This window comes from Flavobacterium sp. U410 (assembly GCF_053570605.1).
This window is the reverse complement of sequence record NZ_JBSEFI010000046.1, coordinates 1-3,152: the sequence shown is the minus strand read 5'-3', so window position 1 is coordinate 3,152 and position 3,152 is coordinate 1. Positions and strand designations below refer to the sequence as shown.

3 protein-coding genes are annotated in these 3,152 nt (G+C 39.9%); all 3 read left to right on the top strand.

Translation table 11 applies throughout. The features are described 5' to 3' along the window. Positions 1 to 262 (top strand): T9SS type B sorting domain-containing protein (locus tag ACUSJC_RS16700; RefSeq protein ID WP_449270691.1); only part of this gene is annotated, 262 nt, incomplete at its 5' end. Between the two features lie 63 nt (positions 263 to 325). Then, positions 326 to 1,261, top strand: a complete 936-nt coding sequence (locus ACUSJC_RS16695; protein WP_449270690.1) for a PorP/SprF family type IX secretion system membrane protein — start codon at positions 326 to 328, stop codon at positions 1,259 to 1,261. 18 nt (positions 1,262 to 1,279) lie between these two features. Beyond that, positions 1,280 to 3,151, top strand: coding sequence for an OmpA family protein (locus tag ACUSJC_RS16690; RefSeq protein ID WP_449270689.1), 1,872 nt, complete (start codon positions 1,280 to 1,282; stop codon positions 3,149 to 3,151). Position 3,152 lies beyond the last annotated feature (1 nt).

Here is a 3,152-nt window from a genome sequence, read left to right as displayed (position 1 = left end):
TTGCGAAATCCCTAAAGGAATATCACCAAACGGAGATGACAAGAACGATGAATGGGATTTAAGCGAGTTTAATGTAACTAAAGTTGAGATATTCAACCGATACGGCTTGAAGGTATATTCAAAATCGGGCGGATACACGAATGAGTGGCACGGTCAGTCAAACAATGGAGATGACTTACCGACAGCGACCTATTACTATGTGGTAGAGTTTAGCGACATGCCATCCAGAACAGGTTGGGTGTATATAAACAGACAAGAATAAGAACAAAATAACAGACTCTGCTCCACCGTGAGGTGGGGCAGTATTAAAAAAAGCATTTAAGTAATGAAAAAACTTGTAGTAGCTATCATTGCGGTGTTAGGGATCTCCGGAGAGGTCTTCGCACAGCAAGACCCTCACTATACACAATACATGTACAACATGAGTGTTATGAATCCGGCGTATGCGGGATCGAAAGAGAATTTGTCGATGGGTTTATTGTACAGAAAACAATGGGTAGAGATAGAAGATGCACCAACTACGGCGACCTTCTTTGGGCATAGTCCTGTAGGGAAGAACGTAGGTTTAGGATTGTCTGTGATCTCAGATAAGATAGGGCCTGTTGAAGAGAACAATATTTACGGAGACTTCTCATACACATTGAATTTAGGAGGCGATCACAAGTTAGCCTTCGGTATCAAAACCGGATTGACCCTTCATAAAGTAGGTCTTTTCTCAGATATCGGTAACGGACACGTACCTGATTTAGACGACCCTGCTTTCCAGGAAAACGTAAGCAATACCTATTTCAATATCGGATCAGGATTGTTTTATTACACCAACAAATACTATGTTGGATTCTCGGTTCCGAACATGTTAAAGTCAAAACATTTGGATTTATCGGTTGATAATCAACAGTATAAATTTGGATCAGAAACCTCACATTACTTCTTAACAGGGGGATATGTGTTTGATTTATCACAAACGGTAAAATTCAAACCGTTTTTCATGTTGAAATCGGCATTTAACGTATCACCGTCATTAGATTTATCCGCGAACTTTTTATTCAGTGAGAAGTTTGAGATCGGAGGTACGTACCGTTTAGACGACAGTTTCGGAGCTATGGCGAGCTATGCCATTACACCGAACTTAAAGTTGGGTTACGCTTACGACCATATCGTATCCGATTTGAAAGTAACGACACCATCATCACACGAGATCATACTATTGTTTGATTTGAACTTCCCTAAGAAAGTATCAAGTTCACCAAGATTTTTCTAACCTAAAAGCGATACCGACATGAAGAAATTAGTATACACCTTAAGTTTTGTGATCGCTTGTGGAATGGTAAGCGCACAGATCAAAGATACCAAAGCGGCGGACAAATTATTTGACCGTTACGAATACACAGAAGCAGCGAACGAATATTTGAAATTAGCCGATAAAGGCAAAGCCGATGCTTATGTAAACAAACAATTGGCAGAATGCTATTACAACGTATTCAATTCAAAAGAAGCCGTAACATGGTATGCCAAAGTGGTACAAGAACCACAAGAAGCCGAAACATATTATAAATATGCCCAAATGTTAAAAGCCGAAGGCAAATATGCCGAAGCCGACAAACAGATGGAGAAATTTGCTTCTTTGGCACCAAAAGACCAAAGAGCGATTACTTTTAAAGCCAACAAGAACTACTTGTCAGACTTAAAAGGACAAACCAAATTGTTCGATATCCAATTATCAGACATCAGCAGTGACAAATCCGATTTCGGAGCCGTGCTGGCCAGCGATAATACACTGTATTTTACCAGCGCCAGAAACACATCGAGAAAAACACACGGATGGAACGACGAACCTTATCTTGATTTATACAAAGCAACCTATAATGCAAACGGAACCATTAGCGAAGCTACAGAAATAGACGAGCTAAACACCAAATGGCATGACGGACCTTTAACGATCACAGCAGACGGCAATACCGTTTATTTTGCCAGCGAAAGTTTCAATGAAGGTCAGTTCGAGAAAGAAAAAGCAACTTACCAAAGACTTAAAAAAGGTAAGATCTACTTGTATAAGGCAACCAAAGAAGGCGAAAAGTGGACCAACAAGAAACCACTTCCTTTTAACGATGCCACTTATTCAGTAAGAAACCCAAGCATCAGTAAAGACGGTAAAACCTTGTACTTCTCATCAGATATGCCCGGAGGAATCGGAGGCGAAGACATCTGGAAAGTAAGTGTAAACGGAGACGAATACGGAACACCTGAAAACTTGGGAACTTTAGTAAACACAGAAGGAAACGAAAGTTTTCCGTTTATAGCCGATGACAATGTGTTATACTTTTCATCAGACAGCAAACAAGGTTTCGGAGGTTTAGACGTTTACAAAGTAGACTTAAACAAAAAAGACAAAGCCGTAAACTTAGGAGCACCTGTTAACGGCGAAAAAGATGATTTCTCATTTGCTTATAACAAAGCAAAGAAAGTAGCATTCTTTTCCAGCAACAGAACCGGAGTAGACAACATCTACATAGCAACACCTGTTTGCGGAGTAAACGGATTGGTAATTGTAAAGAACGCAAAAACCGGAGCGGTATTGGAAGGCGCAACAATCATGGCGTTGGATGATAAAAACACGACAGTAGCGACAAAAACAAGCGCAATGGACGGTAAATCATCATTTACTTTATTGTGCGAGAAAGCATATTCGTTCCAGGCAAGCAAATCAGGTTTTGATCCTGCGGTAGCAACATTAAATCCTACAGAAGGAGGAAATGCAATTGTAGAAGTACTTTTAGAACCGATCAAACCGATTATTACCGAAACAGAAGTTATTTTACAACCCATCTTCTTTGAGTTTAACAAGAGCAACATAACTGCACAAGGAGCAGAAGAGTTAGATAAACTGGTAGAAGTGATGAACGAACACCCTGAGATGGTAATCTTTGTAAAATCACACACCGACAGTCGAGGAAGCGACAAGTACAACTTGAACCTATCAGACAGACGAGCAAAAGCAACGGTACAATATGTGATATCAAAAGGAATATCAAAAGAGAGAATCACAGGTCAAGGATTTGGAGAGACAGAGCCTAAAGTAGACTGTAAGAAATGTACAGACGAACAATATGCTCAAAACAGACGTTCAGAATTTATGATCGTGAAGAAGTAAT